The sequence below is a fragment of the Catellatospora sp. TT07R-123 genome (genome assembly GCF_018327705.1).
Taxonomy (GTDB): domain Bacteria; phylum Actinomycetota; class Actinomycetes; order Mycobacteriales; family Micromonosporaceae; genus Catellatospora.
On sequence record NZ_BNEM01000002.1, the window covers coordinates 646,730 to 658,549 of the forward strand.

Genomic DNA, 11,820 nt, shown 5'->3' on the forward strand with positions numbered 1-11,820 from the left:
ACCGCGAAAGGTGTCCAGAGCCAGGTTTGCCGCCGCTTTCTTCCGGTCGACGTCGGTGACGCCGCGCCACTTGGCGGGAACGGATCCTTGCCCTAAACCGGAAGCAGCCTTAGTTTACATTGATGATCCTCAGTGACGGGCCTCCCCTCGGCCCACCCCAGATCCTCGGCCACGGCGATCCGCGGCCCGAGGATCTCGGCGGCATCGCCTACCTGCGGGGACTCACGAGAAGGGGATTCATCACCAGCGCCGCGCTGGCGGCATCCGGGGTGTCGGCCGCGTTCGCCCTGCTGCCCGGCTCCGCTCAGGCTGCCGGCAGCTATCAGAGGCCGTGCGGAATCGTCCGGATCTCCAGTTCCTGGCAGGACCACCGGAACCGGACGCCGCCCTCGGCTGAGCCGGGCACCGATTATGCGGTCGGAACCGGCACTGCCGTCATGGCCGCCGCGAGCGGCACGATCCGTTTCGTGAAGACCGACACCTCCGCCGCGACCGGCCGTGTGGTGGGAATGGCCCATGACGACGGCAACTACACCCGGCACCTGCACCTGTCGAGGATCATCGTCGCCACCGGTCAACGTGTGTCGCGAGGCCAGACGATCGCATATTCCGGCTCCTCGGCCAACGGCAGCGACTCCGGTGTCGGACCGCATGTGCACACCAGTCTCTGGCTGAATACCGGCAGTCCGACGAATTTCAGCGCGACGGTGGATTTCGAGAACTATGTCGGAGACGTCGCCAACCCGAACCCGCCCGACCAGGAGGTAGATGAAGTGTTCATCGCGAACGTGAAGGGCAGCTGGTACCTGATAGTCCCCCAGGGCACCAACAAGCCGCGGGCAGTGGTCCTCGGCGGCGACAGCAATGCCGCCGCCTCCGGCCTACCCGTCCTGAACTTCACCTGGGACCCGTCGATCAGCGCACTCAAGGCCGCGGTCGACGGCATCGGCTGATACGGCCTGGCGCGCCACGGTCGACCCGGTCCAGCGCTGTCGCCGCCCGGCAACCCAGAATTGACGCCGGCCGGCATGCCGTCGCCGGTCGGCGCGGCGCACGACCATGACGGCCGGGACCGGGAATTCCCTGGGTTGTCGGCCACGACGGCCGGGTCAGTCCACCGTGGCGTCAGGACTGTCGGCACGCGCACCCGCAGGCACGACGCTGCCTGATGCCAGGCCGACGAGTAGAACTCGTCGCGTCCGGCGCGTGCCGCCGCCAGGTCCGCCATCGCAGTCGCCGTCATCGGTACGCACGAGGCCCCTGCGGCGGTGCGACTGGTTGTCAGCATCGGCTGGTACGGTCGCCGCCTTGCCTGACGTCAGGAACAGGAGCAGATTTCATGCCATCCGATGGCGAGGTGCAGACCCTCATGCCGCTGACGAACGAGCTGATCGCGGCCGTGCTGACTGCCCGCGGATACAGCTTCAACATCGACGACGACGGCGACATCGGCGGGATGTGGGACGACAACGTCGTCTACTTCCTGCGGCAGGGTCCCGACGGCGAGTCGCTCCAGGTGCGGACGCTCGCCGCGACCGGGTTCACGATCGACGACGTGCCCCGGCTGTACGCGTTCTGCAACGCCTGGAACCACGACCGGCTGTGGCCCAAAGCGTACGTGCACGTCAACGACGACGGCACCGCCCGAGTCGTCGGCGAGGTCATGGCCGATCTGCATCGCGGCGTGTCGCACCGGCAGCTCGACCAGCTCCTCGGCTGCGGCATCTCCAGCGGCTGCCGGCTCGCCGAGGCCGCCGCGGAGTTGACGGCGTGACCGAGCACCGCACCGAGCACCGCTTCCAGGTCGATCTGCGGGGAGTCGTCGACCTGCTCAGCCACCATCTGTACGCCAGTCCCCGCGTCTACGTGCGCGAGCTGCTGCAGAACGCCGCGGACGCGATCACCGCGCGGCACGGCACCGACCCCGACGCCCCCGCCGGCCGCGTGGTCATCGAACCGCTGCCGGGCGGTGCGCTGCGCATCTCGGACAACGGCATCGGCCTGACCCAGGACGAGGTGCACACGTTCCTCGCCAGCGTCGGACGTACGTCCAAGCGCGATGACCTGGGCTTCGCCCGGCAGGACCTGCTCGGCCAGTTCGGCATCGGGCTGCTGTCCTGTTTCATGGTCGCCGACGCCATCGAGGTGGTGTCCCGCTCGGCCAAGGGCGGCCCGGCGGTGCGTTGGTCCGGCTTCGCCGACGGCCGGTACACCGTGGACGAGGGTGATGGCGCCGAGGTCGGCACCACGGTCACGCTGCGTCCCCGCCCCGGGGCCGAGCACTGGCTCAGCCCGGCGGCCGTGCGCGACCTCGCGTCGTCGTACGCCCATCTGCTGAGCGTCGACGTGACGGTGGACCAGGTACGGGTGACGGAGCCGCAGGCTCCGTGGGAGGCGGCCTACGACGATCCGGAGCAACGCCGGGCGGCGCTGCTCGACTACGGCGCCCGCGTCCTGGGCAGCCGCCCGATGGAGGTCATCGACCTCAGCGTGCCCGAGGCCGGACTGCGCGGCGTCGGTTTCGTGCTGGCGTCGCCGACAGCGGTGGGCCAGGGCGGGCACCGCGTCTACCTGAAGCGGATGCTGCTCAACGAGGACACGAACAAACTGGTGCCCGAGTGGGCGTTCTTCGTCCGGTGTGTGGTCGACACGAGCATGCTGCGGCCGACCGCCAGCCGCGAGGCCCTGTACGAGGACGACCTGCTCTCCTCGGTCCGCGACGCGCTCGGCGAGCAGATCCGCGACTGGCTGCTGGACCTGTCGGTCAACCACCCGGAACGGCTGTCGAGGTTCCTACGGGTGCACCACCTCGGCGTCAAGGCGCTCGCCGTCCGCGACGACGAGATGCTGCGCCTGGTCGACGCCTGGCTGCCGTTCGAGACGAGCCACGGCGCGATGCCGCTGCGCACGTTCCGCCAGAGCCGGTCGATGATCCGGTATGTCGAGACCGTGGATGAGTTCCGCGCACTGGCCGCGATCGCAAGCGCGGCCGGGACGCCGATCGTCAATGCCGGTTTCGCCTATGACACCCAGATCCTGGAGCGCTTGTCCAGGGTGGATCCGCAGGCCCGGGTGCGCCGGCTCGACTCCGGTGAGCTGGCCGCCAAGCTGGAGCCGCTGTCGCCCGGCCAGCAGGAGACGGTCGCGCCGTTCCTGGAGCTGGCCCGTGCCGTGCTGCGGGAGCTGGACTGCGTGCCGCTGATCCGCCAGTTCGACCCGGTGACCGTGCCCGCCCTGTACCTGGTCAGCCAGCAGGCCCGCACCCAGGACACGGTGCGGCGCAGCATCGACAGCGCCGACGAGCTGTGGTCCGATGTGCTGTCGGCGTTCGACGACGTGACGGTGGAGCACCGGCCGGAGCTGGTGCTCAACTGGCGGCATCCGCTCATCCGCAAGCTCGCTTCGTATCCGCCCGGCCCGGCGCTGCGCCATGCCGTGGAGGCGCTGTACGGCCAGGCCCTGCTGGCCGGGCATCACCCGTTGCGTGCGGTGGACACCGCCGCGCTGAACCGCTCGTTCCTCGCGCTGCTTGACCGCGCTTTCCCTACGGAGAACTTATGACCAGCCTGCCCGGCCTGCGCGACGCCCTCGACGAGGCCGAAGGCATGCCGCCCGGCGACAGTAAGATCGCCGAGCTGGAGCGCATCACCGCGCACGCCGACGCCGCAGGCGATGTGCGGCTCGGCTACGACGCCCGGATCGAGCTGATCGAGACGTTCAACCACCACACCGAGCGGTGGCGGATGCTGCCGCCGTTCGGCTGGTGCCTGGCCGCGTTCGACCGTGATCCGTCCATGTTCGACGACTGGGACGGCGAGCAGCTGCGCTGGTTCCACAAGTGGGCGGTGGCGACGCTGCGGACCACGCCACGGGTGGGCCTGGCGCAGACCGTCGCCGCGCTGGACGACATGGAGCGGCGCTTCCGCGCCGGCGGTCACAGCATGCAGACCATCTACAACCTGCGGTGCCGGATCGCCGACCATCTCGGTGACGAGGCCGAGGCCCGCCGCTGGCTGGACCGGTGGCGTACGGCCGAGCGTGACGAGAACAGCGACTGCGCCGGCTGCGACCCGTCGCGGCAGGCCGATCTGCTCGCCGGGTGGGGCGAGTGGGAGCAGGCGCTGCAGACCGTCGAGCCGGTGCTGAGCGGCATGGTCGGTTGTGCCGAGCAGCCGGAGAAGGCACTGGTCGTGGCGCAGATGGCGTATCTGCGGCTGGGCCGGTACGAGGAGGCCGGGCGGGCGCACGTGCGTTCCTACCGGCGGCACCGCCATGAGCGCGATGCGTTCCCGTTCCTGGTCGAGCACATCCGGTTCTGCTCGCTGAGCGGCAACGCCGATCGCGGGGTCGACATCCTCGCCGAGCATCTGAGCTGGCTGGACCGGCCGTATGACGAGTCGTCGGCGATGGAGTTCGCGGCGGCGGGTGCGCTGGCGTGCCGGCTGGCCGGCGACGCCGGCCGGGTCGTGCACCGGCCGTCGTTCGGCGACCGGGCCGAAGCCGACCTGACCGTGGTGCAGCTCGGCGCCGATCTCGCGGCGCAGGCGCGCGATCTCGCGGAGCGGTTCGACGCCCGCAACGGCACGGGTCACCAGTCCCGCCGGGTCGCGGTGCTGCTGGCGGAGGCGCCGGTCGCCGACGGGATCGAGTTGCCGCCGGACCGGCCCGTCTCGGCGTGGGACCCGGAGGTCGGGTTGCCGCCGGAGGGCCGCGACGAGCTGGTCGAGCCGCTGAGTGTGCAGGCCGTCACGGCGGTCCTGGACGACCGCGGGGACCGTTACCAGGTCGACGAGGAAGGCTCGGTGGTCGGCCAGTGGGGCGAGGGCGTGTTCACGTTCGACCGGGCGGGCGAGCGCGGCGAGGTTCTGCACGTGCGGGTGGTGGTGCAGCGTACGCTGCCCGCCGATCGGCTGATGGAGGCGTACGCGTTCTGCAACGCCTGGAATCACGACAGGGTGCTGCCGAAGGCGTACGTGCACGACACCGGCGAGGGTGAGTTGATCCTGGCCGGCGACATCGTCACCGACCTGGAGCATGGCGTGGCCGCACCTCAGCTGGCGGTGCTCATGCATGCCGCGATCATGACCGGGGTGCAGTTCGCGGAGGAGGCGACGGCGCTGCCCAAGTGAACCTGCCGCGCCGCTGCGGCCGCAGGCCGTGGCCGCAGCGGCGCCTGTTCGTGCCTGTCCTCGGGCGCCGGTACCGATCTGGTCAGACGACGCTGTCACGGTACGGGCCGGATCTCCTCCATGGCACCAGTTGGACCAGGCCGAACGTCACCTCGATCACCAGGAACCCCCAGAGCAGGCCGGAAACGCCGTGAGCGAGGGCGTACGCCAGCCACAGGGAGAACAGCGCGCGGGCGGCTCCGTCGAGCAACCCGTGTACCGGCAGTGCCCGGGTGATGCGCAGCAGTGCCCAGACCACCACCACCGATCCCATCAGGTTGGCGTACAGCGTCTGCATCGGGTCGAGCGCGGGGATGCCGTCGAAGCCGAAGGCCTCGGCCGACGCCGACAACCCGTCGTGCAGCCACGCGTAGGTCCACGGCGTTGCGAAACCTGCGGTGACGATCAGGTCGTACCAGGCACTCACCCGTACGACGCGAAGATAGCGAGCGGCGTTCATGTGCCTGACGCTAAACCCTGGAGTATGCTCCAAGGTCAAGTCCGGGAGGCAGAGGATCATGCGTATCGGAGAACTGGCCGCCCAGGCCGGCCTGACCACGGACGCCGTCCGCTTCTACGAGAAGGTCGGCCTCGTCACCGGGCGGCGGCTGCCCAACGGATACCGCGACTTCCCGCCCGAGACGCTGCCCTGGCTGCACTACGTGCGCACCGCCCAGTCCCTCGGGTTCTCCCTGGCCGAGATCGCGCGTGCCGGCGAGCGCTTGAGTGACGCACCGGACCAGGCGGCCGCGCTGTCCGCGCTGTTCGCGGACAAGATCCAGGTCATCGACTCGCGGATGGCCGACCTGGCCGAGCTGCGGGCCGAGCTCGCGGCGCGCGTCGGCACCGGCTGTCCGCTGCGGGCCGACGAGGCAGAATCCGCTGCTGCATCGACACCGCGGCATGGCCTTGGGCGTTGACGCCCCGGCGAGATGCCGGTGATCGCACGCGCCGCTGCTGGCCCGCGGTATCAGATCGCTGTTTCGGCGTCGATCTGGAGTCCTCGGTACGCCGGGTAGAGTTCGCCCATCCGCACGTCGGAGTCGCAACGCTCCTGCCCGGCCAGGTGAGCGGCGAGATCCTCGACGTGGATCTGAATCCCGGCGCCGTACGCCGGGAGCCGGTCCACCGGCAGGCCGCGATGCTCGACAGTGAGGACGGTCGCGTCGCCGTCGGCGGTCAGCGTCGCTTCGATGACCTTGTCGTCCTTGCTCACCACCCGGAACCGCAGGGGCGGCTCGCACATTTCGACGCGGGCGGTGGTCTCGGCGCCGCTGCCGAAGTAGCGCACGTGGAATTCGCCGCCCAGGCGGAGGTCGCCGTCGAACTCGCCCAGCCAGCGCCCCAGCCGCCGGGGATCGGTGAGGGCCGACCACAGGTCGTCGATGCTGGTGTCGAAGCGGTCCTGCGTGTGGACGACGCCTGTGCCGTCGGCCGCCCGGAGGTGGCCGAGGATGCGGGGACCTTCAGGGGTGGTCACGTGGTGCTCCTCCGTTCGCGTTTGCCTCGGGCGACTTCGGCGTGCAGGGCGGCCATGCGGTGCTGCCACAGATTCCGGTAGCCGCTCAGCCATTCGTCGACCTCGGCCAGTGGTTCCGGGCGGAGGCTGTAGACCCGCCGCTGGGCCTGCTGGCGAACCTCGACCAATTCGGCTTCGCGCAGGACCCGCAGGTGGCGGGACACGCCTGGGCGAGCGATCGGCAGCAGGGAGGCCAGATCGCCCGCGGTGGCCGGACCGTCGGCCAGGGCGCGCAGGATCGTACGTCGCCCTTCGTCGGCCACGGCTCTCAGCACGGCATCCATGACCTTAATGTACCCGACCGGTTACGTAACCATCTAGGTACATAGGCAAAAGGACATGCAGCGGCAGCTCGGGCGCAGGATCATCCGACGCCGACGGGACATGCGCGTAGGCGACTCTTGCGTTTCACCGTACGGAGAGACCAGATCAGGCTCGGGTCGCGTCGAGGTGGGTCCGGAGCCTGGCGAGCAGTCCAGTGAGACTGGCGAGGTCGGCGTCGTCGAGCGGTGCGAACACGTGGGTCGCGTCGGGGTGCATGGCCGCCATCGCCTGCCCGAGCAGGGCGTGGCCCTGGCCGGTCAGGCGCACGGTGCGGCGGCGGGCGTCGCCGGGTGCCGTCTCGACGGTGAGGATGCCGCGTTCGGCGAGTCCGCCGACGGTCTTGGAGACGGCGGGCTGGTTCACCTCCATCGCGTCGGCGATCTCACCGATCGAGGCGCCGTCCGGACACGACAGGAGGTGGAAGAGCAGGCTGGTATGGGTCATGGTGAGCCCGAGCGGTTTGAGCGCCCGGTTGAGCCGGGTGGTGGCCAACTGCTGGACGATGGCCAGTTCACGCAATGCCTGACCTTGGGTTTCGGGACGGTCGCCATGCATCGCTGAATTGTATTCCGCGGAAGACTTGACGGGCGTACCCGTTCTCGGCCAACATATATTCCATGGAATGGATTACCCGCCGCGCCCTCGCCGCCCGCCCGCCGGTTCTGCTGGGCGCGCTGCTGCTCGCCTTCGCCACCCAGCGGATTTCCCAGACAATCCTCGACGGGTTCTACGCCCGCTCCGGGTACCCCGTCCCCTACTACGTCGGCCAGCTCTCGTTCAGCGGCGAGAAGCTGTCCGGCTGGTACACGACGATGCAGCGGGCGGGCACACTCGGCGTCTACTGGCAGACCCAGTTCGTCGACTTCGGCTTCATCGCCGCCACCGCCCTGTTGTTCACCGCCCTGCTGCTCGTCGTCGCACGAGCTCTGCCCGCAGGCACGCGGGCCCGCGCGATCGCGATCTGCGTCGTGCCGTTCGGCCTGGTGGCGCCCGCCTTCGACGCGCTGGAGAACCTGCTGTCGTTCGCGCTGCTACAGGACCCGTCCTCGGTGAGCCAACCGCTGGCACTGGCGTACTCGACCGCAGCCGCGCTCAAGTTCGCCGGGTTCGCCGCGGTCTACCTGTGGACCACCGCGGGCCTGATCACCGCCGCGGTCCTGCGCCTGCGCCGCCGCAGCACCCGGCCCGAACCGTCCACCACGCGGTAGCCCCACACCCGCCCCGCAGTCCGGCATGCCGTCCACCCGCCCCGTCGTCCAATCCGACAGCTAGATCTCGCCGGGGCGGGGCGAGCGTCCACATGGGATAGTGAGTCCGTATCCGACGCTGAGGAGACCGGCACATGAGCGCGGACGACGGCAAGCCCTCGTGGCGGATACCGGCGCTGATCGCCATGTCTGGTGGAGTGTTCACCCTGGTCAGTGGGCTGGCCGTGAACTCGGTCCAGCTGCCGCCTGGCTGGAAGCCGTTCATCTGGCTGCTCACGGTGGTGATGCTCATCGCGGCGGTGCTCCTCGCGGTCCACGACCAGCGCGGCCGTCCGGCTGCCGGCTATACCGCGATCATGCGCCGGCCGGTGTTCTGGCTGGTGGGTGCGGTAGCGGTCGGTCTCGCCCTCGTCGCACTGGTTCTGCCGACCTGGCATCCCCCCATAGACCCGCCCGCAAACAACAACGGGGGCACGCCCACCGGCCAGCCTTCGGCAACGGGCCAACCCGCCACGCCGACCGCCTCCGACTCGCCGTCGCCGGCCGCGCAGCCGACCGCCGACCCGACGACTCCGGCCGCCGCACCGGTCGTCCGGGTCCGGTGGCATGGCCTGCTGGTCATGGACTGCTGCGGCGGCCCCGGCTACTCGCTCGACTCGGTGCCGCCGAGCGATGCCCTTCTCGGCGACGTGCAGGGCACCGGGTATACCGAGATCGCGGGCGAGGCGATGGTCGAATGGGAGGCCACCTCGCCGCCGACCTGGGCCGACTGCGCGAACCGCCTGAGCATGGTCGTCGGCCAGCACCGGGTCGAGGTGAGGGTCGGCTCGGTCGTGTGTTTCCAGACCCGGGCGGGCAGGATCGGCTACCTCACGGTGGTCGCGCTGTCGCGGTCGGGCGCGCTGGACTCGCTGACGACCAAGGTCGAAGCAACGGTATGGGACAGCGCCGCACCCCCGCCGACCAGCGGCCCCGCCTGACGAACCCGGTCCCGCCCACCAGCACACCGCCGACGTCCCAGCCCCGGCCTGAGGGCCTGCGAGCCTACGTCAGGCAGCCGCGTACCAGGGACAGATCATCAACAGGATTGGGGAGAGCCGCTCGACGACCGCCCACCCTGGCGGCACCGGCGGGTGCGGTCCCGTCGCGACCGTCGAGGAGGCGGAGATGGGCCCGGTTTCGCGCCATCCGATCGGCAGGACGCTGACGATGCTGGCCGTCGCGCTGCTCGCCGCTGCGTCGACGTCGGCGCAGGCGGCGCCCCCGCCGCCGGGATCGGACACCGACCCGTACAACCCGGGCATCGTCTACCGGACCGTGTACAGCCGGCCGGCATCGGCGGCCGTCGTGGAGTTCGGGGCCGAATGCCCGGCGGGCTACCGCCCGTTCGGCGGCGGCGCGCAGGTGCTCGGGGCCACCAACCAGGTGATCATCCAGCGGACCGAGCCGGTATAAAGCGCCATAGAGAACGGCCTGCTGGTGCGGGCCGTGGAGCGGTCCGACCTCCCACTGGGCTATGCGGGGACCTAGCAGTTGCGGGTCGTCGTGGCATGCGGGCCGGCGTACCCGAACCTGACCTACGTGCGGGCCACCACGGTGGCCAACAGCTCGAGGTCGAGGTCCGCGGTGGCGCAGTGCCCTACGGGGCTGACCCGGGCGGGTATGGACGCGCAGATCAACACGGGTACGGCTGCGGTGCGCTTCGACGACGTCGGCTTCGGGATATTCGGCAACTCGTGGGTGTCGTTCCCGTCGATACCCAACTCGGCGCGGGCGATCGCCAGCGAGCTGCCGTCGGGCACGTCCGCGAGCTGGAGCGTCAGCGCGGTGGTGGTGTGCGCGACGCCCCCGCCAACGGTGGTGTTCCACGGCGAGCAGCACGGCTACGGGATCAGTGTCGTCGACGGCCGGTACGTGTACGCCGACGACTACGAGGCTGAGCGCTGCGGTGGCTGGGAGGCCGGCAACCACTCGTACTTGACATCCTCTCCGCCCTGAAGGACGGGGATTCCCTTGGTCGCCCTCGGGTCTTCCTGTTTCACCGACGACTGCCCCGTCCGAGAGGACTCTCGTTGAGGTCTTGCATCGTCTCCGCAGGCTGTCACCGCCAGTCCGGCGGTCAGGATGTTGCGTGCGGCGTTCACGTCACGGTCGTGGACGGCTTCGCAGCGGCACGTCCACGACCGTACTTCCAGGGGCATCCGTTGCGCGAGCGCGCCGCAGGTCGAGCACAGTCGGGTCGAGGGGAACCAGCGGTCCACGACGATCAGGTCCCGGCCGTGCCAGGCGGCCTTGTACTCCAGCATGGTGCGCAACTGCCGCCAGGCCGCGTCGCTGATCGCGCGGGCCAGGCGGTGGTTGGTGATCATGTTCCGCACGGTCAGGTCCTCGATCACGATCGCTTGGTTCTCACGAACGAGCCGAGTGGTCAGTTTGTGCAGGTGGTCGCGTCTGCGGTCGGCGATGCGGGCATGGACACGGGCGACCTTGATCCGGGCCTTGGCGCGGTTGGCCGAGTCCTTCTGCTTGCGGGCCAGATCCCTCTGCGCGCGGGCGAGCCGTTTGCGGTCGGTGCGCTCGTGCCGGGGGTTGGTGATCTTCTCGCCGGTGGACAGGGTGAGCAGGCTGTCGATCCCGGCGTCGATCCCGACCGCGCCGCAGGCGGCGGTCTGGACGATCACGTCGTCGCAGAGCAGAGACACGAACCAGCGTCCGGCTGCGTCCTGCGACACGGTCACCGTCGAGGGCGTACAGCCCTGCGGCAGGGTCCGCGACCACACGATGTCCAGGGGTTCGGTCATCTTGGCCAGGGTCAGGGTGCCGTCGCGCCACCGGAACGCGCTGGCGGTGTACTCCGCCGACCGGCGCGAACGCTTCCTGGACTTGAACGTCGGATACTTCGCGCGTTTGGCCCAGAAGTTGGTGAACGCGACCTGAAGGTGCCGCAGCGCCTGCTGCAACGGCACGGACGACACCTCGTTGAGGAACGCCAGGTCGTCGGTCTTCTTCCACTCGGTGAGCAGGGCCGAGGTCGCGTTGTAGTTCACCCGCTCCTGACGCTGGGTCCAGGCTTCGGTCCGGGTCTGCAAGGCCAGGTTGTAGACCAGCCGGACGCAACCGAACGTCCGCGTCAGCTGCGCAGCCTGCGCATCGGTGGGGTAGAAGCGGAACTTGAACGCCCGCTTCACCGCCCCGGTCACACCACACATCCTAACCGGACACACCGCGAACCCCGGCCCGAGGTACGAGTGGACGCCGGTCCGCCCTGGCAGCGGATCGGCATTGCCCGTCCCGCTCCGCAGGGGCTCCGTTTCCTCCCGGCCTGAAGGCCGAAGTATCCACGGAAGGAATCCGATGACCGGGGTGGGCGGCGGCCAGGACGGCGACGCGGGCGAGGTCAACCTGGAGTGGTACATCGACCCGGACGACGACGAGATCGGCGTGATGCAGACCTTTCTGGACAACGGCGGGTATGCCGGGACGCCCATGAGCACCTTCCTGAGCGTCATCTGCGTCTCGAAGACCTGATGCTCCAGCTTGAGCAGGGCCCGGTCTGGACATCTGTAAGTTTAGACCTTCCTGGCTGAGGCGAGCCGAGCTG

At 69.7% G+C, this 11,820-nt stretch carries 15 protein-coding genes; 10 read left to right on the plus strand and 5 right to left on the minus strand.

The window, feature by feature from the left end; translation table 11 throughout:
* Positions 1-122: 122 nt before the first annotated feature.
* From Cs7R123_RS23135 to Cs7R123_RS23150, 4 genes are all read left to right on the plus strand, one after another.
* The gene (locus Cs7R123_RS23135; RefSeq protein ID WP_212829810.1) at positions 123-953 is read left to right on the plus strand and encodes a M23 family metallopeptidase; all 831 of its coding nucleotides are present in this window, start codon (positions 123-125) and stop codon (positions 951-953) included.
* Between the two features lie 386 nt (positions 954-1,339).
* The gene (locus tag Cs7R123_RS23140) at positions 1,340-1,774 is read left to right on the plus strand and encodes a YbjN domain-containing protein (protein WP_212829811.1); all 435 of its coding nucleotides are present in this window, start codon (positions 1,340-1,342) and stop codon (positions 1,772-1,774) included.
* A complete protein-coding gene (locus tag Cs7R123_RS23145; RefSeq protein WP_212829812.1) occupies positions 1,771-3,561 on the plus strand; it encodes an HSP90 family protein in 1,791 nt (596 codons plus the stop codon). The genes Cs7R123_RS23140 and Cs7R123_RS23145 overlap by 4 nt, the downstream gene beginning before the upstream one ends.
* Complete coding sequence (locus Cs7R123_RS23150) at positions 3,558-5,129, plus strand: YbjN domain-containing protein (protein WP_212829813.1); 1,572 nt, start codon at positions 3,558-3,560, stop codon at positions 5,127-5,129. Before Cs7R123_RS23145 ends, Cs7R123_RS23150 begins: the two co-directional genes overlap by 4 nt.
* Positions 5,130-5,211: 82 nt before the next feature.
* On the opposite strand, the gene Cs7R123_RS23155 is transcribed toward Cs7R123_RS23150, so the two are convergent.
* Positions 5,212-5,628, minus strand: coding sequence for a hypothetical protein (locus Cs7R123_RS23155; protein WP_212829814.1), 417 nt, complete (start codon positions 5,626-5,628; stop codon positions 5,212-5,214).
* Between the two features lie 58 nt (positions 5,629-5,686).
* On the opposite strand from Cs7R123_RS23155, the gene Cs7R123_RS23160 reads away from it, so the two are divergent.
* Entirely contained in the window at positions 5,687-6,088 is a 402-nt protein-coding gene (locus tag Cs7R123_RS23160) for a MerR family transcriptional regulator (protein ID WP_212829815.1), read from the plus strand.
* A 50-nt stretch (positions 6,089-6,138) separates the two neighbouring features.
* Here Cs7R123_RS23160 and Cs7R123_RS23165 read toward each other — a convergent pair whose 3' ends face one another.
* The 3 genes from Cs7R123_RS23165 to Cs7R123_RS23175 all read right to left on the minus strand — a co-directional run bounded on the left by Cs7R123_RS23165 (position 6,139) and on the right by Cs7R123_RS23175 (position 7,530).
* On the minus strand, positions 6,139-6,648 hold the full coding sequence (locus Cs7R123_RS23165; protein ID WP_244872093.1) for an SRPBCC domain-containing protein: 510 nt from the start codon (positions 6,646-6,648) through the stop codon (positions 6,139-6,141).
* A complete protein-coding gene (locus Cs7R123_RS23170; protein ID WP_212829817.1) occupies positions 6,645-6,971 on the minus strand; it encodes a helix-turn-helix transcriptional regulator in 327 nt (108 codons plus the stop codon). Before Cs7R123_RS23170 ends, Cs7R123_RS23165 begins: the two co-directional genes overlap by 4 nt.
* 145 nt (positions 6,972-7,116) lie before the next feature.
* On the minus strand, positions 7,117-7,530 hold the full coding sequence (locus Cs7R123_RS23175; protein WP_212829818.1) for a MarR family winged helix-turn-helix transcriptional regulator: 414 nt from the start codon (positions 7,528-7,530) through the stop codon (positions 7,117-7,119).
* 98 nt (positions 7,531-7,628) lie between these two features.
* On the opposite strand from Cs7R123_RS23175, the gene Cs7R123_RS23180 reads away from it, so the two are divergent.
* The 4 genes from Cs7R123_RS23180 to Cs7R123_RS23195 all read left to right on the plus strand — a co-directional run bounded on the left by Cs7R123_RS23180 (position 7,629) and on the right by Cs7R123_RS23195 (position 10,217).
* The gene (locus Cs7R123_RS23180; RefSeq protein WP_212829819.1) at positions 7,629-8,219 is read left to right on the plus strand and encodes a hypothetical protein; all 591 of its coding nucleotides are present in this window, start codon (positions 7,629-7,631) and stop codon (positions 8,217-8,219) included.
* Between the two features lie 134 nt (positions 8,220-8,353).
* Positions 8,354-9,199 (plus strand): tripartite tricarboxylate transporter TctB family protein, encoded by an 846-nt coding sequence (locus Cs7R123_RS23185; protein ID WP_212829820.1) that lies wholly within the window; start codon positions 8,354-8,356, stop codon positions 9,197-9,199.
* A 187-nt stretch (positions 9,200-9,386) separates the two neighbouring features.
* Positions 9,387-9,674 carry a hypothetical protein gene (locus tag Cs7R123_RS23190; RefSeq protein WP_212829821.1) on the plus strand — a complete coding sequence of 96 codons (288 nt, stop codon included), beginning with the start codon at positions 9,387-9,389 and terminating at the stop codon, positions 9,672-9,674.
* A 78-nt stretch (positions 9,675-9,752) separates the two neighbouring features.
* Complete coding sequence (locus tag Cs7R123_RS23195; RefSeq protein ID WP_212829822.1) at positions 9,753-10,217, plus strand: hypothetical protein; 465 nt, start codon at positions 9,753-9,755, stop codon at positions 10,215-10,217.
* On the opposite strand, the gene Cs7R123_RS23200 is transcribed toward Cs7R123_RS23195, so the two are convergent.
* Positions 10,148-11,419: an RNA-guided endonuclease TnpB family protein gene (locus tag Cs7R123_RS23200; protein ID WP_212829823.1), complete on the minus strand. Its 1,272-nt coding sequence runs from the start codon at positions 11,417-11,419 to the stop codon at positions 10,148-10,150. The genes Cs7R123_RS23195 and Cs7R123_RS23200 overlap by 70 nt on opposite strands.
* Before the next feature lie 154 nt (positions 11,420-11,573).
* Between Cs7R123_RS23200 and Cs7R123_RS23205 the strand changes: the two genes are divergently transcribed.
* Positions 11,574-11,747 carry a hypothetical protein gene (locus Cs7R123_RS23205; protein WP_212829824.1) on the plus strand — a complete coding sequence of 58 codons (174 nt, stop codon included), beginning with the start codon at positions 11,574-11,576 and terminating at the stop codon, positions 11,745-11,747.
* The last annotated feature ends 73 nt before the right edge of the window (positions 11,748-11,820 follow it).